This window comes from Cysteiniphilum sp., from assembly GCF_057495195.1.
On the sequence record NZ_JBXTEF010000017.1, the window covers coordinates 1 to 21,797 of the forward strand.

Genomic DNA, 21,797 nt, shown 5'->3' on the forward strand with positions numbered 1-21,797 from the left:
TCACCTTTTATGTGCTTAAAATGTGACCATATATAAGATAATGCAAAATCGATTACCTTGGTGCGAAATATGGGTTAATGAACAAAAGATTCATGTTGTTTAATGTATTCATGTTATTTTGGTGGTTTTTGTTTTCACAGCTATATATCTCTTTTCCTCTATATGCTGAACATATAGGTAATAATACATGGGCAAGCTATTTATTTCTTGTCAATGGAATTGTTGGGATTATTTTGATGATTGTGTTTATGCCACTTATAAACAAAATTCCACCACTTGTTGCTATAATGATAGGTTTTGCTTTTATTGCCATAGGGTTTATCGCTGTGCCATTAAATCATTCGATCATATGGTTATTGTCTTGCATAGCGCTTTACACGATAGGAGAGACAATTATTCTGCCATGCTCGGAGATTTTCATTAGTACATTTACCAATGAAAATACCAGTGCAACATACTTTGGCCTATCTAATATTTCATGGGCAGTAGGTGGGAGTCTAGGAAATTATTTCGGTAGTTGGTTTATAAAATATATAGATAACTTTCACTTATGGCAATTTTATGGCGTCATCGGGGGAATCGGAGTTATATGTACATTTGTATATCTTAGGGTATTAAAAAGTGAAAAGATGGAATCATTAGATCAAGTCAGTCAAGTCGGTTAGCTACAGATCATTCGTAACAACCCCCTACTTTTTAGGGATATTTTTATCAACTGATATCAACTACAATCTTTACATATTCCAATATACGACTCTGCTTGGGGCGAGGGGCAGATCGACACAGTTTAAAAATAGGTATTGAGCAATCATATCAGCTGACCAATATCGTTCCCCTTTTTAGACTGTGTCGGATAATTGCCACCGGCACTTCACCCCAAAGATTATCACGCTTTGCAACAACAGCACATTCAAGTACTGCATGATGTGACAGTAGTGCTTGTTCAACTTTTATTGAAATCAAAATCAGTCATTAACAAATTTTAGGTTTTAACGCTGATTCATCAAATATTTTTTTATCGACTTTAAGGTAGGCAGCCCCCTCTTCTAAACAGACCATTGCCTCTTCAACTCCTGGCAAATTCAGAATACTTTGTTGTAGCGCCTTAACATCTATATCTTGAGCTTTATTGATACTATATAGTTTAGAGCTTAATTGTTTTGGTTTTTGCATTGTTGCTGCAATGACAATCCATAACACACCTAACAGACCATTGAAAATAAAGATACCCTGTATACCAAAGTGATGCATGATCACTCCACCTAATACACCACCAAAAAATATGCCAAAGAACTGCGCACTGGAGTAAACCCCCATTGCCGTGCCTTTGCTACTAATTGGGGCCATTTTTGAGATCAGTGATGGCAAAGCTGCTTCAAGTAAGGTAAAGCTTGCAAAATATAGCACTAATAAAAGACTCATCACAATGACATGATGATCAAATTCATACAGTAAAAACTGCATTGCCGTGAGGATAATGATTGCACCAACAAAAACAGGTTTCATCAAATTTTTAGTCTCAGCAATAATGATAAATGGCACCATAAGGAAAAATGAAATAAACAGTACAGGCAGATAAATAATCCACTGCTTATCGACACTTATGCCAATATAGTCAATTAAAATAACTGGAATAGCGAGAAACAATGCCGTTAGCATTGCATGCAAGCTAAATATACCATAGTTTAAACGCAATAATTCAGGCTTTTTCAATACACTCTTGATTTGACTAGGTGTTGTTTCAGATCCTTTATGAAAAATAATTTTTGTCGGCGTTGGCACACCATAGATTAAGATAACAATACCAATAGCACCTAAGATGGCCGTCAACCAAAAGATACCCGACAAACCAATCCATGTATTTAAAATGGGACCTAGCACCATTGCGCCAATAAACGATAAACCGATCGTCATGCCAATCACTGACATTGCTTTCATACGATTTTCTTCTTTGGTTGTATCAGCGACTAAAGCGGTAAGTGTACTACCTATGGCACCTGCTCCTTGCAAAGCGCGACCAATGATAATGCCATAGATCGTATGTGACATCGCAGCAACAATGCTACCAATAATAAATACGATCAAACCAAACAATATAACGGGCTTTCGTCCATACTTATCGGATAACACGCCCAAAACGATCTGTAATAATGCTTGCGTTAAGCCATAAATACCCAATGCCACACCAATTAATGTCGGTGTTGCGTCAATGATCTTATCGGCATACAGGCTGAAAATAGGTAAAATAATAAAAAGCCCCAGCATTCTAAAAGCATAAATACTGGCAATACTTAATGTCGATTTCTTTTCTGATTTTAACAACATAGTTAAACCTCAATATGACTAAATATTAACGGATATCCCCAAGTCTCCAAAAAGTGCAAAGAGTAATTTATAAGCAATAAAGCTCATAATAATGCAACATGGTAAGGTTAAAAGCCAAGCAGTCGCCATTGTTCTTACCACACGCCAATTAACACCACCACTTTCAGGATAACCTGCTCCCATAATTGAGCCTGAAGCAGCTTGCGTGGTACTCACTGGCAAGCCTAGATGTGAAGCACCCAGAATCAGCAAACCTGAGCTCATCTCAGCGGCAAAACCGTTCGCTGGACCGATTTTGGCAACACGTGTTGTCAATGTCTTAATAATGCGCATCCCACCAGATAACGTGCCAAGTGCCATAGTTAAAGCACACAAGCAAATCACCCATACAGGAATATGTGCAACCGTTGACACCATACCAAAGCTAAATAATGCCAAGGTAATAATCGACATCGTTTTTTGCGCATCGTTTGAACCATGACTTAACGCCAATAAACTACTAGAGATCACTTGCATCTCACGAATACGTGCATTTGATTTGCGTGGTGTTTTACGCTTGCTTAGGATTCTAAATAGAATAACCACTAAGATAAGTGCTAAGAAAAATGCCAAGATTGGTGATAGCACCATCGGCACGATAATTTTACCAACCAAAATACCATAATGAATCGTATGGACATTACTTGCAGCAATAGCAGCCCCTACCAAAGAGCCAATCAGTGCATGCGATGAGCTCGATGGAATACCAAAATACCAAGTAAACAGATTCCAACTAATCGCAGCGAACAATGCAGCAATTAATACTAAATGCGTAATAACATTAGCATCAACCAAACCTTTACTGATCGTTGTCGCTACTGCTGTACCGATAAACGCACCGACGAAATTGAAAATCGCCGCAATAATAATCGCTTGATATGGAGATAATGACTTTGATGCAATCGGTGTTGCCACAACATTAGCAACATCATGAAAACCATTAATAAATTCAAAAAAAAGTGCAATGATGATAATGCTAACAAGAACTATCATCATAATTAGATTTCCTTGACGTAAATACGCATCACAGAATCACATAAAGTAGCACTGGTATCAACCGCTGATTCCACAGCCTTGAACACTTCCTTTAGTTTAATCGTCGTCAATGTGTCGTAGTCAGCCTTTTTGATCAGATCAATCGCATCACCCAAATCTTCAACCACATTCTCATCAAACTCAGTTGCGCGTTGTGACGCAAGTTTAATTTTGTCGCCATCTTTGTTTTTAAATGCAATGAGTAAATCACATAGTGACTTGGTAATTTCTTGTAAGGTGACAACACTGCGAATCAAGCAGTCATCGACTTTGCTATCGATCGCATAAATTTGCATTTTTTTGTTGATCTTAATAATGCGTTTAGTCAGCTTAAGCATAATTCCCGATAAATGAAAAATATCGCCGCGATCAATTGGCGTAATGAATTGCTCATTCAACTCAACAATGATTTTTTTATTGATATCTACGGCATTTTGACGTTGCTGACGCAATTTAGCCATTAACTCAGTTGCTTTATAAGCATTTTCTTCATTAACAATATCAACCAGAAGTGATGCTGAGAAATGCACATTTTGTGCTGACTCAACAAATAGATCAAAAAAAACTTCCCCGCGTGACGGAATCAACGACTTGATAATTTTTCGCAACATAAGCGCATTTTTCTTAAAACCTTTCAGGTATCGCCATAATAATCGTATTGACGTAAAACACAACCTTAAACTTTATTTTTTACCATAGCTTATATACTTAAAACATGAGGTAATAGGCAAAAAGAAAGCCGTTTATAATCTCATCACAAATATTGGCTAAGACTAAATGCTCACCCACAAGTGCTACCCGTACCCTGAGCGTAAGTCGAAGGGTAGCTTGGGAAAATCATACTTCATAAAGGCTTCGACTTACGCTCAGCCAACGCTTACACAATCAAAGTGGGCAGGAATATAGTCACAGCCCAAATATTACGCCAACAAATCCATCAATGCCGTCTCAATATATGGATATTCAAACATAAACCCTTTTTCCTGTAGGTATTTTGGTGAGATATTGTGTGAAGTAAGCAGTAGCTCCTTACCCATTTGTCCAAACATTAATCTCACCAACCATTGCGGTAAAACTAAGTAACAGGGTTTGTTAAGTGTTTTTGCCAACGCCTTAATAAATACTCTCTGGCTACAGGCATTGCCCGAAGTAATATTGATATTAATATTTATGCACTTTTGTTCAAGGATAAAAACCATTGCCTGACACAGATCATCAATATGCACCCATGACATCATCTGCTGACCATTACCAATTATGGCTCCTAATCCCTTTTTGGCAGTTGGCAGCAGTTTATCAAGCATTCCCCCTTTACCAAGCACGACACCAAAGCGCACAATGGTTTTGCGACGTAAACGCGCGCGATTGACCACCGCCTCCCATTGATTCACAACATATTGACAAAACCCGCTATTTGCCCTCGCTCTTTGGATAATATGTGTCTCATCCTGTTCTTTGATAGAGAAGGGATAAAAGCCAATCGCACTGGAATTAATCAACCACACATCATGATCACCAATGAGTTTAATCAAGCGCTCAGTTGGTTCAATACGACTGTTTATTATCTTATCTTTTATTGATTTACGCCAACGCTGCTCACCAATACCAAATCCACATAAATTAATCACTATGTCAAATTGTGTCATTTTTGTCGTCGTGAGGTTCTGCCACGTAATACATTCATCAAAGCCATTGATTATCTGCATTTGACGACTTAATAATGACACCCAATAACCATGTTTCTTAAGATGACGGACAAGGTTTTGACCAATAAACCCTGAGCCTCCAGCGATTAATACCTTGACCATAATATGCTCCTTGCTGATTATTTGTTTTTTATTCTCTTTATGTTTTTTATATTTCTGTATACAACAAAATGGCTAAGACTAAATATTCACCCATAAGTGCTCACCGTATAGAGGCTTCGACTTACGCTCAGCCAACGCTTACAAAATCAAAGTAGGCAGGAATATGGTCATAGCCAACAAAACCTTACATAAACATGAAGTTACACATTCGTGATTAAATGGCATTTATATCCAGCAAACTTGCGCATATTCATTACCCCCGTATCTAAGATAATATATTGCCCTTTGATACCTAATAAGGTGCCTTCAATCAATGGGGTTTTATCCAGATTATGTGAGCTAACTTTCTGCGGATATGAAAGCACAGGATAATGAATATCAATCACTTCATTATTCATCAGTTCAATTGACTGTGTGCCATATTGTGTTTTGAGTGATTCAATAAAATCCTGCTCTTTTAGGAGCACTTCATTTTTTATTGATAACAAATCAATCGCATCAGGCTGCCCTTTTAGCATTGCTTGCCAATTGGTTTTGTCGGCTAAGTGTTTCGCAAGCTTGGTTTCAATCAGTCCTGATAACAAACGCTCACTAACCTTAATAATCGGTAAAGCTTGTACCGCACCTTGATCAATCCAACGTGCTGGCGTGTTTTTCTCGCGTGTAATGCCAACCTTTGCTTTGGCAGTATTTGCCAGATAGATGAAGTGCGGCTTAATACAATGCTCACTTCCCCAGTTACTATCACGACATGTCCCCTCATGAAAGTGACATAATTCAGGCTTGATAATACAAGTATCGCACTCAGGTAAGCTACGCATACAAGGAAAACAATAGCCTTGACTAAAGCTTTTTTTGGTTAATCGCCCACAGGCAACGCAATTGATTTCATTTAAAAACTCAAGCTTAATCACCTTACCCAATAAGTCATTCATATGGATATCTTGTAGTTGATAACAAGCATTATTGTCATGATCTAGTGAGGTTTTCATTTTTTGCAGATGCAAAGTATATTCAGTCATTCAACACTCTTTTTGTTTTTTTATCTTTTTGTTTTTTGCATTTCATTCAAGCAACTTATCCATCACTTGCACTATCCACCGTTGGCTGAGCATTAGTCGAAGCCATTGTAAAACACAAAGGGTATACACCCTTCGACTTCGCTCAGGGTACGGTGATTGTCTTATTTAAACTTCTTGCTTTTTAAACTCAGTAAGCGTTTTTTGTGCATGTGCCTTCACAGTTTGCCAAGTCACAGGACCCAACTCATCAGCATAAGCGGCCGGATCTTGAAGCCCTAGGTTCAAAAAAGCTTCAATACGCCCAATCGATGAAGCCGATTGATAATCACTGTAAATCGTATTGTCATGCTCAACCGGAATATATGAAGTGAAAGTCATCTCATACACTTCCTCATACTTTAATCCCAATGCCTCACAAGCGCGCATGCCATCACGTAACACATCAGTCTTTGTACTATTAATATAAGGCAAGTAATATGTGACTTTCTCAGCATCCCAATTCCCTGCGATAAAGGCATCGTAATCTTTATCACGGAATAATTGTCGAGTATCAGGATAGGTTGCATGATCTCCACCATGAACACCCATTGCAATAATCACATCGGTGTTTTGCGCCTCGGCAATCGATAATGCTGCAGCTTGAATGATGGAGCTAAATATTTTATTGCGATTTGGCACAACAGTTAGACGCATATTACTCTCGTGATAATGCCCAGTTGGTACATCCTCGCCACCACTGATCAATGCGGAGTGTAATAATTGTGATAGACCATCGATACTGATGATATGATGTTTAACCTTAAGACCCTGTTGTTTTAAGTAATCAGTAAGACTCAACGCTTTCTCTAGCTCTACTTTATGCTTTTGACCATAGTCAAATGAAATCGCTGTCACCTCATAGCCATCAGCCAGTAAACGCAACATCAATGAAGATGAATCCATACCACCTGAAAGCGACAATACCGCATATTTATTTTTTGCATTATTTTTTATATTATTTTTTATTTCATTACTCATTCTATTCTCCAAATCATTCCCTAATTTCAATGCAAAAGTTTATAAAATCATCTGCAAATGGTATAGTGCTCAAAAATTCAAAGTATCATACCATAATGATTTATCGAGTTGAAAAATATCTTGATGGCTTTTCCACTTGCTTTCGCCAGTGGAATGCTGAACATTCACACTGCCGCTTTTTGCATGGTTATGCCATTTCTTTTCGTTTACATTTTGCTGCTAAATCACTCGATCAGCATAACTGGGTCTGGGATTTTGGTTGGCTTAAAGACAAAAATCACACCATTGACGGCATGACAGCTAAAGAGTGGTTTCATTATATGTTTGATCACACCGTTGTCCTGTCACAAAAAGATCCTGCCCTTGAGACATTTAAAGCATTGGAGCAACAAGGATTATTACAATTACGCACCTTGCCGTACTTTAGCTGTGAGGGCATTGCCGAGTTTGTACTAAACACCTTAAATCCTTTAGTACAGCAGCATAGCAATCATCGTGTGACATTATTTCGTGTTGATGTGATGGAGAATAACAAAAACCTTGGCGCCGTTGAGATTGATTATGCGCATTAGTGATTACCATAAAACACTGCCGATTATTGAACTTTATCCTTGTTTACAAGGTGAGGGATCACGCCGAGGACATCCCTCATTTGCAATTCGCACTACGGGTTGTACGCATCGTTGCCACTTCGGTGAGGATGGTGGCTGGTGTGACACATGGTACTCAAGCATTCACGCGGATAAAGGTAAGTTTTGTTTTAATGATATTATTGATATGATCAAAGCATATCCTGACATCAAAGAAATTATGCTCACAGGAGGTGCGCCAACCATGCATCCCATGCTGATTAATGAGATCATGCATTTAGCACATGAGCATAAGCTATTTGTGACATTAGAGACTGAAAGCTCGCACTTTATAAAAACCGATTATCCGATTGATCTGTTAAGTTTGTCTCCTAAGTTTACTAACAGCATTCCAAAGCTAGGTATAAATACACCTAAAGGCACTGTTGTTGATCAAAAGTTGATTGATCAACATAATAAATATCGCTTAAATCTTACTGCCATGCGTCAAATGATTGATTACCACCATGATTATCAATTAAAACCAGTGTGTGATGGCAGTGATGGGAATCTAACAGAAATAAAATCTTTGATTAATGAGCTTAATATTCCAAAGCATAAAGTGTATTTAATGCCCGCAGGCAGCACTCGCCAAGAAATGATTAAAGCATATCCCAAAATTATTGATCTCGCCCTTATGCACGGTTTTAACTTCACCGGTCGCGATCATATTATTGCCTTTGATGACAAAATTGGTGTTTAATTCCCCCTCACCCGTTGAACTTAGGCTCAACGACCTCTCCCGCAAGGGGCGAGGTATTAGCTAGTGGCGTTTACTTATACCCGTCACAAACTATTCCACAACCAAACACTGCGAAATGATTTACGATGGGAATATACATCATTACTATAGATGATCAAGCATTTGTTGGTGACGTTGATACATCTCATCACTTGGCTCTTTACTCAAGACACTTCCTAAATAGATAGCAATACAGGCAAAGATAAAGCCAGGAAGCAATTCATATAACTCAAAAATGCCACCAAAAGCCTTTAGATAAGGCCAAATAATAACGGTTAATGCACCAACGACGATGCCGCAAAAAAAGCACCTGTTAAATTCATGCGTCTCCAGAAAAGTGACAACACAATAATCGGACCAAATGATGCACCTAGTCCTGCCCAAGCATAACCAACTAGGTTTAAAATCGAGCTCTTAGGATCAAGTGCTAATAACACTGCAATAATAGCAATCACGGTTACAATAATGCGACTAATAATGAGCATTTCATTGGCTTTAGCATTTGGACGAATAAATTTGTGATAAAAGTCCTCAACCACTGCACTTGAGGACGCCAGAAGCTGTGCCGAAGCCGTACTCATCGTTGCTGATAAAACTGCGGCTAATAGCACACCTGCCACCCACGGATTAAACAGTGTTTCTGCTAACACAATAAAAACCGTTTCAGGATTTTCAAGCGTATGTGGCGCGTAATATGCAATACCAAAAAGCCCAGTAAAGACTGCACCAATGAGTGCCACACACATCCATGTCATGCAGATAAACTGCGCTTGCGGGATGGTTTTGGCACTCTTAGTTGCCATAAAACGCACCAAAATATGCGGTTGGCCAAAATAACCTAACCCCCAAGCAAAGAGTGACAACACCCCAATAATGCTTGTGCCTTTAAAGGCGTTTAAATATACCGGTGATTGCTTGGAAACTGTATGTAATGCTTCAGATAAACTGCCAATATGCACCCATACGGTAACAGGCACAATAATCAAAGCAACAAACATCAAAGCACCTTGGAAAAAATCAATCCATGAGATCGCTAAAAAGCCACCGACACAGGTATAAACTAAAATAATCAATGCAGTAATGTATAACCCTGTGGTGTAATCAATTTTAAAAGTTGAACCAAATAACAAGCCGCCAGCCACAAATGCTGATGCCGTATAGAAAGTAAAAAAGATCAAAATCACTAGCGCACTGAGCAGGCGCAGCATACCACTTTTTTCCATGAAGCGATTTTCAAAATACGATGGAATCGTAATTGAATCATTAGCAACTTCAGTATAAACACGCAAGCGCTTAGCAACAAACTGCCAGTTTAAATAAGCACCCAATGATAAGCCAAGCGGTAACCAAATTTGATTTAAACCATTAAGCATCACAGCGCCAGGCAACGCAAGTAACAACCATGAGCTCATATCAGAAGCACCAGCTCCTAGAGCGGCAATGGGACCACTTAATGAACGTCCACCGAGCATATAATCATGTAGATTTTTTGTATAAAAATATGAGCAGATACCTAGCCCTAAAATAATGCTGATATACAGCACAAACACAATAACTAACATTGTCATCCCCTACCCCTTTTATTTAACTACCTAAACAATATATACCCATCACAAACCATTTTACAGAATTTCTTGCTTTGCAACTAAACATCGCAAAATGATTTACAATGGGTATATTGACTAAAACAACCTAGAAGTATCATACCCCCTAACCTCTAGTGTCTTTTTAGTAATCAATGATAAGTCTAAGGTCTATTTTTAATATAATTTGCCAATGACAAACCAATAATTATAACCAACGGCACAAACATAACTGCCCACGAACCAAAAGATCCCATAAACTCCTCCAAAACATTAAAGTCTTTCCTGCTATACCCATCACAAACTATTTATGATTAAATACCACAAAATGATTTACAATGGATATATTCCCCGTATTTTTAACCTATTTATTTGTATTTATGACATTTATCTACATAAACCAGATGAGGATACTCAAAAGTTTTATAAATTGCAAATAGCAGAACAAGCTTATCCCAATAAAATTAATGACAGTATGTTTTCATATATCTCTTATGCCTTAGGTGTTTAGTTTCTATATCTACTTGAATATGAGTCTCTTTTGAGGCATTATCATTCATCTTCTCGTCCTGATAGTTCAACGGATAGAATAAGCCCCTCCTAAGGGCTAGATGTAGGTTCGATTCCTACTCGGGACACCACACACTTATTCAACGCTGATTTAATCACAGAAATTACAGCCAACTTGCGTTTTTTTTGTTAGAATTGCCGTCGTTTTAACACATGGAGCAAATCAATGATTATTGTTACAGGTGGCGCCGGATTCATTGGCGCAAATATTATCAAGCAGCTTAACCTACGTGGACATGAAGATATTCTCGTTGTTGACAACCTAAAAGATGGGCATAAATTTATCAATTTGGTTGATTATGAGATTGCAGATTATTGTGATCAAACACCTTTTTTGCAGGCGATTGAGTCTGATTTAGCTTACTATACACCAAACGCGGGCTTGAAGCTTAATCCTAATGATATTACTGCCATCATCCATCAAGGAGCTTGCTCGGCGACGACTGAGTGGGATGGTCAATATGTGATGGAAAACAACTACGAATACAGCAAGATCCTTTTGCATTTTGCGATGCGCCACAAGATTCCATTTATTTATGCCTCTAGTGCTGCTACATATGGCAATAACACAACCTTTATTGAAGAGCGTCAATATGAGAAACCGGTGAATGTTTATGGTTACTCTAAGTTCTTATTTGATCAATACGTTCGCAAGTTTTTGCCACATGCACAAAGCCAAATCGTTGGCTTAAAATACTTCAATGTCTACGGACCACACGAGACACACAAGGGTTCAATGGCAAGTGTTGCCTTTCATCATTACAATCAGTTTAAATCACATAAAAAAGTTAAACTTTTTGATGCCTATGATGGTTTTGCAGCAGGCCAACAAATGCGCGATTTCATTTATGTCGAAGATGTTGCCAAGGTTAATCTGTGGTTTTTGGATCACCCGCAAGTCTCTGGGATCTTTAACTGTGGCACAGGCAAAGCTGAACCTTTTAACAACATCGCTCATGCTGTCATTGATTTTCACAAAGAAGGTAGTATCGAATATATCGAGTTTCCAGAGCATCTTAAAGGACATTATCAAAGTTACACTGAAGCCAACTTAGACAAATTGCGTGAAGCAGGTTGCGATGTTAATTTCAGAGATGTCAAAACAGGTGTGACGGATTACTTACAATGGCTTGAAAAACATAATAAATAAAATAATAAAATATGATCTACACTCTTATTCGCCTAATTTACAGCCTATTGTTTTGTCTAGGTTTACCCTTTATCAGTATCAAAAAATTAATTCGTAGTCGCAAAAACAAAGGCTATCGCCAAAGAATGCGTGAGCGCTTTGGCTTTACCCCCTTTAAGACTGATGAAAGTATTTGGATTCACTCAGTCTCGATGGGTGAGAGTATTGCTATCGCGCCTTTGGTAAAAAAGCTTGCCCTAAGCTGTCCGCAAAAAATCTTTGTCGTCACGACCATGACGCCAACGGGGAGCACTCAGGTGCAGAAGCTTTATAAAGACTTTGACAATGTCAAACACAGCTATATCCCCTATGATATCCCCTGCTTGTTAAAGCGCTTTATCAAACGCACCAATCCTAAACTCTGTATTATTATGGAAACGGAGATTTGGCCAAACCTACTTGCACAATGCGAAAAACACCACATTCCAAGCATTTTAATCAATGCACGTTTATCACAAAAATCAGCGACAGGTTATGCCAAAATTAGCTTTATTATGCGTCACATGCTTAAACAAATCAGTCATATCAGCGCACAATCTGATGATGATGCAATGCGTTTTTTGATGCTTGGCATGCCCAAAGATAAAATAAGCGTTGATGGCAATATCAAATATGACTTTCCAATTGCGGATAATCTTCTTAAAAATGCGCAAAATTTACGTCAGCGTTTTGCAAAACAGCATATCTGGATTGCCGCAAGTACGCATCAAAGTGAAGACGAGATTATTCTTGAAACGCATCGTAAGTTACTACAAGCAACACCTAATACATTATTGATTTTAGTGCCAAGGCATCCTGAGCGCTTTAATCAAGTCGCTGAATTAATTAAAGCATACAAGTTTAACTACAGCCGTAGAAGTCTAGATCAATATCACCATAACGATGATGTCTATCTAGGGGATACCATGGGTGAGATGATGTTGTTATATGCCGCAAGTGATATCGCTTTTGTTGGTGGTAGTTTTGTCAATAATGGTGGGCATAATATGCTTGAGCCCGCGGCTCTTGCTAAGCCTGTTTTATCGGGCTCATCGGTGTTTAATTTCGCTTTAGTTGCTGAAAAACTACAAGCTGAGCACGCTTTAACCCTAGTCAATAATAGCGATGAATTAGTCAAGCAATTACAGACACTTTTTAATAACCCACGATTAGCGCAATCTCAAGGTAATGCAGCATTAACGGTTTTTCAACAAAACAAAGGCGCACTTGACAAACAACTCTCGATCATTAAAGGATTTTTATGTTAAGCGAATTCACACAAATAAAGGATGATTTTGAAGATTTTGCCAAGGACTATTTCTTAGCGCAATCCATTCAAAGCCTACGTTTGAAAGAAGCCATGGCATATAGCTTTCTTAGTGGTGGCAAGCGTATTCGTGCCATCTTGAGCTTCTTAAGTGGTAGCTGTTTTAACTGTGATCCTCACAACATCAAGCATATTGCTTTAGCACTAGAAGCAATTCACGCTTATTCATTGATTCATGATGACCTTCCGGCAATGGATGATGATGATTTGCGTCGTGGTAAACCGACATGTCATATTCAATTTGATGAAGCCACCGCCATTTTAGCAGGTGATGCATTGCAGACACTCGCATTTCAGGCTTTGAGTGAATTAAAAGCTATCGATATTAAACAACTGCAAAAAGCACTTTATCTGTTGGCAACGCATGCTGGCAGCCAAGGCATGGTCGATGGTCAGCAATTAGATATTGATGCTGAGGGTCAAGCACAAAATATCCAGAGTATTGAGACAATACATCGCTTAAAAACAGGTAAGCTCTTAACCGCTGCTGTTGTTTTACCTTTTATTGCCTCGCCTTATTACACGGATCAAACCGTTGAAAAACAGCTTATTGCATTTAGTCAATGTATTGGATTAGCCTTTCAAGTCAAAGACGATTTGCTTGAAGTGACTTCTGACACAGCGACTTTAGGCAAGAATAACACGAGTGATATTAAACTCAACAAATCCACCTACCCTTCTTTGTTGGGTATTGAAAAGACACAACAATTATTGGATGAGTTATTTGCGCAATCCATGACGCATCTGCAACAAATCAAAGAGCATGACACGACATCATTAGCGCAACTAGCTGAATATATTATTAGGCGTACGCATTGATCATTACTCTATATAGCTAGTAATAATCCGCGCCAAACTAATCAGTTGATTCTTACTCTGACAATTCAGTTTCTCACACAAACTAGCAATACTGCCCTGCACTGAGCGATAGGAGCGCCCTGCATGCATCGCAATCTCTTTCGCCGTTGCACCCGTTGCGATAAAGCGTAAATACTCAACATTTAGATCTGTCAATTTTAAGCGCTGCTGTAAATTTTGAGGTAAGCGCACGATTTCAGGCATCACTGTGTCATCACTAAAGCCCTTAATCTCAATTAATGTATGAAATCGCACCACACTCATCAATAGATCAATACAGTCTGTCAAGCACTGATAAAGCTTGGTTTTATCCTCAAATGTTAGCTTATTAAAATAATCTGCATTGATATCAAAAGAGAAATGATCCGTATAATGGTGATAACACCTCACAATATAAAGCACTATATTATGCGCATCTTGAGTGATCAGCTTATGTTTCATCTGATCACAGGTTAATTCATTATAAGTAAATACTTTAAATACATTGGTTTGCTTAGGGATAATTGAGGGGTCATAACGCCATAAGCCAAGCTCAAGATAGGGCTTAATCAGCGCTTTAGTAAAGCTTGTGATCATCGCATATTGATTCGCCTCAAAACGCCGTACCCACGTTAAGGTGCTAATCGTATCCTCACAAATAATATCTAAAATTTGCCTGATAATTGCCGCATTAGTGGCACTATCATAAAGCATAGCTTCAAGATCTTCTTCTTGTATTTTCAGCAACGAAGTGATGACATGTTTTTTCATAAACTGAAATTCATTTTCAGTGTCCGTGCAGTCAAGTATAGCTTACTGTGTGTTAATGTCAGCTTGCTTTTCTACGACTTTGACGCTTTAGCAGGCTCAATATTGGTTCAACAGCAATAGATAATAAAATCAACAAGCAAGCAAATACCATATTGATACTAATATGGTCGCCCATAATGATGACACCAAGTAAACTGCCAAATAAAGGCACAAGATAGTTTGATAATGAGCAAAAGCCAGCGCCTGCACGTTTAATTAAGCTCACATATAGCACATAAACCAACCCTGAGCAGAATACACCTAAGATAATTGACGCAATAGAAGGATATAAAGAAAAGTGCATACCTTGCAGCGAGCCATTGCCAAGGTTTATGCCAAGCATGATAATCGTGCCAATGATAAACGCATCACGTGATAGCAAAAATGCATCTTCATTGGGCAGACTTCTGATAATGATTAACGCACTGGCAAACGATAACGCGCCAAGCATAATCGCTAATTGTGGTAATAGCGCGCTTGATAGACCTGTTGCTATTAAGTCAGGTGCAAACAAAATTAGTAAGCCAATAAAACCAATAAACATACCCATAAATTTGGCTGCTGTCGCACGCTCAACACGTGTCAATAACACTAAGATGATGGTAAAAAATGGAATCGTACCCATCAAAATCGATGCCATACTACCTGAAACGTACTGTTGCCCCCACATCACCAAAGTAAATGGAATCACCACTTCAAGCACACCAATTGCTGCAACTTTAGACCATGTTTTAAAATCTCTTTTATAACGTTTTCTTTTGGCAACCAAACAAAAGACAATCAAAAAAACTGCGGCATAAAATGTTCTTAATAAAGCAAGTTGCTCAGGCGTGTAACTGGCTAAAGAAAAGTCGATTAAAACAAACTGACCACCCCAGATAACCCCGATAAATAACAGTAAAATATAATTCATTGTCAATGATCACAGTTATCGATATTCAACCGTCACAATCTCGTAATCAACCACGCCTGAAGGCGTTGCAATATTGGCTTCATCGCCCTCTTCTTTGCCAATAAGGCCACGCGCTAATGGCGAACTTAATGAGATCTTATTGCACTTGATATCTGCTTCATCTTCGCCGACGATTTGATAGGTTATCTCTTCATCACTGTCAATATTTACCAAGGTAACCGTCGCACCAAAGATCACTTTGCCACTATTGGTCATATTGGCAATATCAATCACTTGCGCATTGCCAAGCTTGCCTTCAAGCTCTTGAATGCGCCCTTCGATAAAGCTTTGCTGCTCACGTGCGGCATGATATTCGGCATTTTCTTTTAAATCACCGTGCTCACGTGCTTCAGAGATTGCCGCAATCACCTTCGGACGCTGCACACTCTTTAAATCTTGTAATTCTGCTTTCAACGCCGCTTCACCGGCAACAGTCATTGGAATTCGCACTGCCATTCTTTATCCTTAATTTTTCTAGATTTTTTTAGTCTTTTTGACCTTTATTTTAAATTTAAACAATAAAAAACGCCCAGCATGCAACATGCTAGGCATTATCAAAAATTTTTCACTAAAGTGCATTATACCGAAGCGTGCTTTGTTTGCAATTTCAGATTTCTATTGTAATAGAAGTTTCGCCGTATTTATGTTTAAAAGACTTTTAAGATCAGTATAATGGCTACATTGAAGTGTCATTATAAATTCAAACATCAACACAATAGGTAATAACATGTTTACTATTAAAAAAATCTCTTTGATTGCAGCGTCTTCTATCGCTTTGCTAACTACGCAGCTGACATTTGCTCAAGATGCAGCAACAGCAACAAAAACATCAGAGAAAACAGAAACAACACAAATAGCGCAATCTACGACACAAAATGAACCTAATACTTATGGCGCAACATCTGTTAATTATATGGGAGTACCACTTAATGCATATGGCGCTGTTTCATCAAGTGCTAATGTCCCCCTTGAGGTACAAGTGCCAAAAGCACCCGCAAACTTAGTATTACCAAAAATCACACCCGCAACTGAAATCTGGCACAATCAAGTCGTTACACCACCGATGCTTAATGTCAAAAGCTATCTACTGATTGATGCTAAGACAGGTAATGTATTGGCTGAGAAAAATGCCAACATGCGCATTGCACCAGCATCACTAACCAAGATGATGCTCCTTTATATCGTGGAGCAGAAGCTTGCTGCAGGTAGCATCAAGCTTGATCAAAAAGTAAAGGTCCCTGCTATTGCTTGGCATACCGCAGGCTCAAGCATGCATTTAAAAGCAGGACAAGAGGTTACGATTCAAGAGCTACTAGAAGGAACCATTGTCGCCTCAGGTAATGATGCTGCAGTCACCTTAGCGGTGACATTGGCTGGTACGCAAGAAGGTTTCGTTAATATCATGAACTTCACCGCAAAGAAACTAGGCATGACTAACACGCATTTTAGTGATGTTATGGGTTTACCAGCCCCTAACTTATACACTACAGCACGTGATTTATCTGTTCTTGCGCAACACATTATTTACGACTATCCACAGAACTATCACTATTACAAAATGCCTAGTGTTAGTATGAATGGCTTTGTTACCCGCAACTACAACAAGCTATTGGATATTTATCCTTATGCTGATGGCATCAAAACAGGCTCAACGGACTCTGCTGGTTACTCACTTGTATCTTCAGCGGTTAAGCCCGATCATGATCGTTTAATCTCAATTGTTATTGGCTCAACCAGTCTTTTGCAAAGCGCACGTGATAGCCAAACATTGCTAGAATATGGTTTTTCCAACTTCCAGACGAAAACTTTCTATCCAGCCAATTACGCCTTAGGCAATATTCGCATTTACAAGGGTGAAAGTGACACCGTGGACATTGGTGTACAAAAGCCCGTGGCAATTAGCTTCCCAAGCTATATTGATGCCAAAGATATCCAGTTTGTACTACACAAAAACCCTAAAGGTCTTGTTGCACCGGTTAAAGCAGGCACTGATGCTGGAAGTGTAGATATGGTGTACAAAGGCAAAACCATTGAGACATTCCCAGTAGTGGCATTAAAAGATGATGCAACTGGTTCATTATGGCAACGCATTAAAGGCACTGTATCCTTGTGGTTTGCTTAGGAAATATCATAATGAAAACAGTTTGATTGTTTTCAGTGGTTTCGACACTAATATCACCATGATGCGACTCAATAATTTTCTTGGTAATTGCAAGCCCTAATCCATGACCTTGCACTCCTTTATTACGTGACTCAGATAAGCACTCAAAAGGCTCGAAAATTTTATCTTTATCCTTATCAGAGATGCCTGCGCCATTATCTGCAATTGCAATTATAATTCCACCCTTTTGCTCTTCAAGTGATACAGTGATTTGCTTACCACCATATTGATAAGCATTATGCAATAGATTATCCAACGCGCGATTGAAGCTCGCTTGATCAATTTCATAAGTAATCTCCGTTAGGCTATTTTTCAACGTCCAATCTTTATCTGGATATTTATGCGCAAACCATTTGACCTTTTCTTGCAGTAGTTGATTTAGGCTTACCTCTGCTGTTTTTAGCACAACACCTTTGCGATCAAACTTTGCATGCAATAAAATTTCATTGACCAGATCATCTAAAATAGCAATATCGTCATCAAGATCATTAATATATTTTTGATCAATGGTTTTATACTTTTGCTTTAGCACACTTAAAGTAAATCGCACCCTTGCTAGCGGCGTTTTAATCTCATGAGCTACGGCATTGGTAAGCTCTTTATGTGAGGCAACAAGTGTTTGTATCTGATCTGCCATCTTATGCAATCCTTTGTTTAATGGGTTTAATGCCAATGTTTTAGAAACCTTAAGCTTGGTATCAAATTTGCCATTACCATAATCAACGGCCTGCTTTTGCAGCTTATTAAGAGATCGATAAAATGGGTAGCTCCAGATAAAGGTAATAAGCATGAGCAAAATAAGCACTCCTAATAACAAAAACCAGTATGGGTATCGTGCATAAACACTATCTTTGAGCGCACCGATTGTAACTAGATACTGACTGTTTGCAACAGGAACACTAATGGTTGCAACATGATCATCATCAATTGAATAAGCATATAACCCCCACTTTTTGATACTTTCTTTTTCAGAAGCTGTCAGTGTTGATATATCCCTTAGCGTTACCTTGGCACCAAACAATTGCTCTGCTTCTTTGATAATTTTTTGCTTGTTTTCTTTGGAAACAGATTGGAATATTTGCTGAGCCACCAATCTAATCCATTCTGTATTTCTTTGAATCATTACTATTGTCGGCGAGGATGCTTGTATTGCCAGATATTTATCTGTTTTAGCAATTTGTTGATATACCCAAAACGCATTGTATGCTGAGCTATCTGGCGAAAATATACTTGTTGTGTCAATGCCCACTATAGCGCCAGATTTGAGCTTTTTGCTATCACGCACCCTCTTAGGCAGATTATTAACATTAACAATACTTATCTTTTGGTATTTATTGTTTTTTTGCAGTTGATTCAATAAATCTTGCCATTTGGATTCAGGTGCTTTTTGAAATTGTTCTTGCAAATACTCAAACGGCGCTTGAGCCAACATATTCGCTGACTTAATATACCCTTGCTGATTAAGAAACAATATATAAAAATACAGCATAATAACAACCGTGGTCATCACTAAGGCAAATAGAATATAATTTCTAAAAAACAGCTTTATCATTAAATATCGCCTAATTTATATGGTTTTGGATAACTTATAATTGTTGGATCCATTGCTCAAGAGACTTATTATCTCCCAAGTAATTATAGTAATAAAATTGCTTATTAGGTACAAACGGCTTATTTAAATTTTGTGTAGGAGAGCTAATAACTGCCATTGGCACTTGTGCACCAAATTTAACTCCTTTCGCACTTATTATCAATGTACTGGGAAAACCTGTAGCATCAAAAACTCTAGTTGTTTGACCAATTTGAATGGTATTAGGGACCTCAAGCGCTACTTGAATAAACCATAGTGCACCACTAGCATTTGTGCTATCAGTTAATACATAAACTTTTGCCTTTACAGGGTTTTTATTGTTTGGCTTTACCGTACTTGGCAGAATGTTAAACCTATAATTTAGATAGCTTTGTTGGTTCTTTAAAGCTAAAGACATTTCTGATATTAACCTTGGCTCATTTAGCCCCATCTGTTTAAGCGCATTAAAGTTATTTTGAGTCACTTTAAATTGCATAGAAAAATTATCATTCCATATAAATTTACACCCTAAGGACTTTAAATATTGAGGTGTCCAAAGGCTCAAAATAACCTGATTTACATATTGTGGAAAGCCGCCATCATTACCTCTTAAATCAAAGATGATTTTCTTCATATTTCTTATTTTAGGGAGCTGAGAGACAAGTCTTTCATAAGACTTAAGCTCTACTTTATTGCTTATTTGAAAGGTTTGTAAAGACACCAAAGCAATATCATTTGCCAAGTATTGAATAGCAAAATCATCAGGTGACATGCCATTGGCTGATTGATTCGCTAGAGATATCAATTTATTTAACTCTGTAACACTGGGTGTATGCCAATGGATGTGATAATTTTTAATCACCTTTCCTACACGAAACCGACACATAGTGATTTTCTTAAAGCCATAAACGATCTGATTACCTTTTTGAGCCAAAAACAAGTATGGTACGACATTATTCCAAGTGATGTTCTTCACTTTACTGGTGTAATAAAAAGATAGCACATTTGACTTAATCAAGTTGTCTACAGGAAAACCATTACAACTAAGCAACTCAGAGCCAACTGGCGGTAATTTGTTACTACTAGAAGTACTTGAGTTAACTACTTTATAAACTAGCTGATGATGATTGTTATAGCGCAAGTTCACTATAAAGCCTGCGTAACGATAATCTGTCATCTCAGGAATACTACCAAAGGCAGTATGAAAGTCAGTAAAGCCATTAATGTAGTAATTCAAAGTGCTGTAAAACTGCTGTTGATTGTTAACTAACTGACTCATTAAACCTGCTTTCAATAGTCCCTTATTCACCCATTTTTGATAATTTGTCATTTTAGCAATAGCATCTAAAGGCGCATTTTCTTCAATATATTTTTTAAACAAGACCAAATCATCAAAGGTCTCTGCTGGAGAATAGCCTCTCTTTTGTATTTTGTTATTTAAGGAACTCTCACCAAAGCTGCTGTTTGGCGGGTTTATTTGAAAACTTCCGGCATATACATTTGTTAACATAGATAGTGTTGTGATTGCTAATAAAAATTTGTACATTTAACCTCAATTCCATAGTTAATTAACTTAAGCATCTATCGTATGATAAACGCCCAAACCCTTCTTTATGAAAACTGTCTGAATATGTCTAAAAAGTGTCTAAGCAAAAATCACCATGCAGTTGAGATAAAAATATACCCTTTTCCCCAAATGGTTTTGATCTTAAATGGCGTTTGCGGATCATCACCTAACTTACGTCGAATATGTGATATTTTGGTATCAATCGAGCGGTCTATCCCATTATAAGGAATCCCTTTGATCTCTTGATATATTTGATCTCTTGTTAATAATTGATCGGCATGTTCAGCTAATAGAATCAAAAGCGAAATATCTGATTGTGGCATCTCAAGCTTTTTATTATTTAAATAAACCTCTAGAGTGGTCTTATTAATCACTAATGAGCCAAAAACAAGCTCATTTTCTGATGTCATAACTGCAATATTCTCACGTAAAAGCTTCTTAATGCGTAACAGCAGTATCTCTGGTTTTACTGGCTTTCTAAGGTAATCATTGACACCTAATTTTAATCCCTCTATCTCCGATTCATCGTCATCACGCGCTGTTAACATAATGACGACTCCTCGATAGCTATGACGAATTGCTTGATACACCTGCATGCCTGAAATATTTGGCAACATCAAATCAAGCAAGATAAC

At 38.0% G+C, this 21,797-nt stretch carries 20 protein-coding genes, 1 tRNA gene and 1 pseudogene; 8 read left to right on the top strand and 14 right to left on the bottom strand.

Going from position 1 to position 21,797, the window contains the following annotated elements; genetic code table 11:
* Positions 1-77: 77 nt before the first annotated feature.
* Positions 78-665 (top strand): MFS transporter, encoded by a 588-nt coding sequence (locus ACY10D_RS01745; RefSeq protein ID WP_486999089.1) that lies wholly within the window; start codon positions 78-80, stop codon positions 663-665.
* 148 nt (positions 666-813) lie between these two features.
* Here ACY10D_RS01745 and ACY10D_RS01750 read toward each other — a convergent pair whose 3' ends face one another.
* The 7 genes from ACY10D_RS01750 to ACY10D_RS01780 all read right to left on the bottom strand — a co-directional run bounded on the left by ACY10D_RS01750 (position 814) and on the right by ACY10D_RS01780 (position 7,246).
* Positions 814-963, bottom strand: coding sequence for an AMP-binding enzyme (locus tag ACY10D_RS01750; RefSeq protein ID WP_486999090.1), 150 nt, complete (start codon positions 961-963; stop codon positions 814-816).
* Positions 964-972: 9 nt separating this feature from the next.
* Entirely contained in the window at positions 973-2,325 is a 1,353-nt protein-coding gene (locus tag ACY10D_RS01755) for an MFS transporter (protein ID WP_486999091.1), read from the bottom strand.
* An 18-nt stretch (positions 2,326-2,343) separates the two neighbouring features.
* Positions 2,344-3,363 carry an inorganic phosphate transporter gene (locus ACY10D_RS01760; RefSeq protein WP_486999107.1) on the bottom strand — a complete coding sequence of 340 codons (1,020 nt, stop codon included), beginning with the start codon at positions 3,361-3,363 and terminating at the stop codon, positions 2,344-2,346.
* Complete coding sequence (locus ACY10D_RS01765; RefSeq protein WP_486999092.1) at positions 3,363-4,010, bottom strand: DUF47 domain-containing protein; 648 nt, start codon at positions 4,008-4,010, stop codon at positions 3,363-3,365. Before ACY10D_RS01765 ends, ACY10D_RS01760 begins: the two co-directional genes overlap by 1 nt.
* 309 nt (positions 4,011-4,319) lie before the next feature.
* On the bottom strand, positions 4,320-5,207 hold the full coding sequence (locus tag ACY10D_RS01770) for a TIGR01777 family oxidoreductase (RefSeq protein WP_486999093.1): 888 nt from the start codon (positions 5,205-5,207) through the stop codon (positions 4,320-4,322).
* 200 nt (positions 5,208-5,407) lie between these two features.
* The gene (locus ACY10D_RS01775) at positions 5,408-6,229 is read right to left on the bottom strand and encodes a DUF2797 domain-containing protein (RefSeq protein ID WP_486999094.1); all 822 of its coding nucleotides are present in this window, start codon (positions 6,227-6,229) and stop codon (positions 5,408-5,410) included.
* Between the two features lie 165 nt (positions 6,230-6,394).
* Positions 6,395-7,246 carry a 7-cyano-7-deazaguanine synthase gene (locus ACY10D_RS01780; RefSeq protein WP_486999095.1) on the bottom strand — a complete coding sequence of 284 codons (852 nt, stop codon included), beginning with the start codon at positions 7,244-7,246 and terminating at the stop codon, positions 6,395-6,397.
* Positions 7,247-7,341: 95 nt separating this feature from the next.
* Here ACY10D_RS01780 and ACY10D_RS01785 point away from each other — a divergent pair, with 95 nt between their 5' ends.
* Complete coding sequence (locus tag ACY10D_RS01785; RefSeq protein ID WP_486999096.1) at positions 7,342-7,818, top strand: 6-pyruvoyl trahydropterin synthase family protein; 477 nt, start codon at positions 7,342-7,344, stop codon at positions 7,816-7,818.
* Positions 7,808-8,578, top strand: a complete 771-nt coding sequence (locus ACY10D_RS01790) for a 7-carboxy-7-deazaguanine synthase QueE (RefSeq protein ID WP_486999097.1) — start codon at positions 7,808-7,810, stop codon at positions 8,576-8,578. Before ACY10D_RS01785 ends, ACY10D_RS01790 begins: the two co-directional genes overlap by 11 nt.
* Before the next feature lie 144 nt (positions 8,579-8,722).
* Here the strand turns inward: ACY10D_RS01790 and putP are convergent.
* Positions 8,723-10,185: pseudogene (gene putP / locus ACY10D_RS01795) on the bottom strand (sodium/proline symporter PutP).
* A gap of 581 nt (positions 10,186-10,766) precedes the next feature.
* Here putP and ACY10D_RS01800 point away from each other — a divergent pair.
* The 4 genes from ACY10D_RS01800 (at position 10,767) to ACY10D_RS01815 (ending at position 14,084) form a co-directional block, all read left to right on the top strand.
* Positions 10,767-10,841, top strand: a tRNA-Arg gene (locus ACY10D_RS01800).
* A 95-nt stretch (positions 10,842-10,936) separates the two neighbouring features.
* The gene (gene rfaD, locus ACY10D_RS01805) at positions 10,937-11,920 is read left to right on the top strand and encodes an ADP-glyceromanno-heptose 6-epimerase (RefSeq protein WP_486999098.1); all 984 of its coding nucleotides are present in this window, start codon (positions 10,937-10,939) and stop codon (positions 11,918-11,920) included.
* Positions 11,921-11,931: 11 nt separating this feature from the next.
* Positions 11,932-13,206 (top strand): lipid IV(A) 3-deoxy-D-manno-octulosonic acid transferase, encoded by a 1,275-nt coding sequence (gene waaA / locus ACY10D_RS01810; RefSeq protein WP_486999099.1) that lies wholly within the window; start codon positions 11,932-11,934, stop codon positions 13,204-13,206.
* Positions 13,200-14,084: a polyprenyl synthetase family protein gene (locus ACY10D_RS01815; RefSeq protein WP_486999100.1), complete on the top strand. Its 885-nt coding sequence runs from the start codon at positions 13,200-13,202 to the stop codon at positions 14,082-14,084. The genes waaA and ACY10D_RS01815 overlap by 7 nt, the downstream gene beginning before the upstream one ends.
* A 3-nt stretch (positions 14,085-14,087) precedes the next feature.
* Here ACY10D_RS01815 and ACY10D_RS01820 read toward each other — a convergent pair whose 3' ends face one another.
* The 3 genes from ACY10D_RS01820 to greA are packed head-to-tail and all read right to left on the bottom strand — an operon-like array spanning position 14,088 to position 16,320.
* Positions 14,088-14,873: a helix-turn-helix transcriptional regulator gene (locus tag ACY10D_RS01820; protein WP_486999101.1), complete on the bottom strand. Its 786-nt coding sequence runs from the start codon at positions 14,871-14,873 to the stop codon at positions 14,088-14,090.
* A 58-nt stretch (positions 14,874-14,931) separates the two neighbouring features.
* A complete protein-coding gene (locus tag ACY10D_RS01825) occupies positions 14,932-15,825 on the bottom strand; it encodes a DMT family transporter (protein ID WP_486999102.1) in 894 nt (297 codons plus the stop codon).
* A gap of 15 nt (positions 15,826-15,840) precedes the next feature.
* Positions 15,841-16,320 (bottom strand): transcription elongation factor GreA, encoded by a 480-nt coding sequence (greA, locus tag ACY10D_RS01830; RefSeq protein ID WP_203249922.1) that lies wholly within the window; start codon positions 16,318-16,320, stop codon positions 15,841-15,843.
* A gap of 271 nt (positions 16,321-16,591) precedes the next feature.
* On the opposite strand from greA, the gene ACY10D_RS01835 reads away from it, so the two are divergent.
* A complete protein-coding gene (locus tag ACY10D_RS01835) occupies positions 16,592-17,986 on the top strand; it encodes a D-alanyl-D-alanine carboxypeptidase family protein (protein WP_486999103.1) in 1,395 nt (464 codons plus the stop codon).
* Here ACY10D_RS01835 and ACY10D_RS01840 read toward each other — a convergent pair.
* The 3 genes from ACY10D_RS01840 to ACY10D_RS01850 all read right to left on the bottom strand — a co-directional run.
* Positions 17,955-19,577 carry a sensor histidine kinase gene (locus ACY10D_RS01840; protein WP_486999104.1) on the bottom strand — a complete coding sequence of 541 codons (1,623 nt, stop codon included), beginning with the start codon at positions 19,575-19,577 and terminating at the stop codon, positions 17,955-17,957. The two genes, ACY10D_RS01835 and ACY10D_RS01840, sit on opposite strands and share 32 nt — an antisense overlap.
* Before the next feature lie 34 nt (positions 19,578-19,611).
* A complete protein-coding gene (locus ACY10D_RS01845) occupies positions 19,612-21,141 on the bottom strand; it encodes a S41 family peptidase (RefSeq protein ID WP_486999105.1) in 1,530 nt (509 codons plus the stop codon).
* 110 nt (positions 21,142-21,251) lie between these two features.
* The coding region (locus ACY10D_RS01850; RefSeq protein WP_486999106.1) for a winged helix-turn-helix domain-containing protein at positions 21,252-21,797 on the bottom strand (546 nt) is incomplete at its 5' end.

What these genes read in the sequence shown, in the direction of transcription:
- ACY10D_RS01745 (WP_486999089.1), top strand. Translation starts at nt 78, where the DNA reads ATGAACAAAAGATTCATGTTGTTTAATGTATTCATGTTATTTTGGTGG.
- ACY10D_RS01755 (WP_486999091.1), bottom strand. Translation starts at nt 2,325, where the DNA reads ATGTTGTTAAAATCAGAAAAGAAATCGACATTAAGTATTGCCAGTATT.
- ACY10D_RS01765 (WP_486999092.1), bottom strand. Translation starts at nt 4,010, where the DNA reads ATGTTGCGAAAAATTATCAAGTCGTTGATTCCGTCACGCGGGGAAGTT.
- ACY10D_RS01770 (WP_486999093.1), bottom strand. Translation starts at nt 5,207, where the DNA reads ATGGTCAAGGTATTAATCGCTGGAGGCTCAGGGTTTATTGGTCAAAAC.
- ACY10D_RS01775 (WP_486999094.1), bottom strand. Translation starts at nt 6,229, where the DNA reads ATGACTGAATATACTTTGCATCTGCAAAAAATGAAAACCTCACTAGAT.
- ACY10D_RS01780 (WP_486999095.1), bottom strand. Translation starts at nt 7,246, where the DNA reads ATGAGTAATGAAATAAAAAATAATATAAAAAATAATGCAAAAAATAAA.
- ACY10D_RS01785 (WP_486999096.1), top strand. Translation starts at nt 7,342, where the DNA reads ATGATTTATCGAGTTGAAAAATATCTTGATGGCTTTTCCACTTGCTTT.
- ACY10D_RS01790 (WP_486999097.1), top strand. Translation starts at nt 7,808, where the DNA reads ATGCGCATTAGTGATTACCATAAAACACTGCCGATTATTGAACTTTAT.
- rfaD (WP_486999098.1), top strand. Translation starts at nt 10,937, where the DNA reads ATGATTATTGTTACAGGTGGCGCCGGATTCATTGGCGCAAATATTATC.
- waaA (WP_486999099.1), top strand. Translation starts at nt 11,932, where the DNA reads ATGATCTACACTCTTATTCGCCTAATTTACAGCCTATTGTTTTGTCTA.
- ACY10D_RS01815 (WP_486999100.1), top strand. Translation starts at nt 13,200, where the DNA reads ATGTTAAGCGAATTCACACAAATAAAGGATGATTTTGAAGATTTTGCC.
- ACY10D_RS01820 (WP_486999101.1), bottom strand. Translation starts at nt 14,873, where the DNA reads ATGAAAAAACATGTCATCACTTCGTTGCTGAAAATACAAGAAGAAGAT.
- ACY10D_RS01825 (WP_486999102.1), bottom strand. Translation starts at nt 15,825, where the DNA reads ATGAATTATATTTTACTGTTATTTATCGGGGTTATCTGGGGTGGTCAG.
- greA (WP_203249922.1), bottom strand. Translation starts at nt 16,320, where the DNA reads ATGGCAGTGCGAATTCCAATGACTGTTGCCGGTGAAGCGGCGTTGAAA.
- ACY10D_RS01835 (WP_486999103.1), top strand. Translation starts at nt 16,592, where the DNA reads ATGTTTACTATTAAAAAAATCTCTTTGATTGCAGCGTCTTCTATCGCT.
- ACY10D_RS01840 (WP_486999104.1), bottom strand. Translation starts at nt 19,577, where the DNA reads ATGATAAAGCTGTTTTTTAGAAATTATATTCTATTTGCCTTAGTGATG.
- ACY10D_RS01845 (WP_486999105.1), bottom strand. Translation starts at nt 21,141, where the DNA reads ATGTACAAATTTTTATTAGCAATCACAACACTATCTATGTTAACAAAT.